The sequence below is a fragment of the Opacimonas viscosa genome (genome assembly GCF_024199005.1).
Lineage (GTDB): Bacteria > Pseudomonadota > Gammaproteobacteria > Enterobacterales > Alteromonadaceae > Opacimonas > Opacimonas viscosa.
Map to the genome: position 1 here is coordinate 1 of NZ_JANATA010000359.1, position 227 is coordinate 227.

The following is a 227-nucleotide window of genomic DNA, read 5'->3' on the forward strand; positions in this document are numbered from 1 at the left end:
GAAGGACAGAATATTCAATAGAGGTTTGAGCAGCTAGCCGCTCATCTTTCCGAGCTGCACTAAATACAAGTTCGTCTGTACCGTATCCTAGATCGGCTTTTATTTTTACTAATTCTGATAGTTCGTGTTTTACACTTGCACCATAAGTTGTGCGTAAAAAGCCACCTGTTTGTTCTAGAGAAGAGTCAATAGACTCTCTTTTTGCTACAAAGCCTAGCGTTGTATAG

The 227-nt window shown here is 40.1% G+C and carries 1 protein-coding gene; it reads right to left on the reverse strand.

Going from position 1 to position 227, the window contains the following annotated elements:
* The coding region (locus tag NLF92_RS13915; RefSeq protein WP_254102872.1) for an outer membrane beta-barrel protein at positions 1 to 227 on the reverse strand (227 nt) is incomplete at both ends.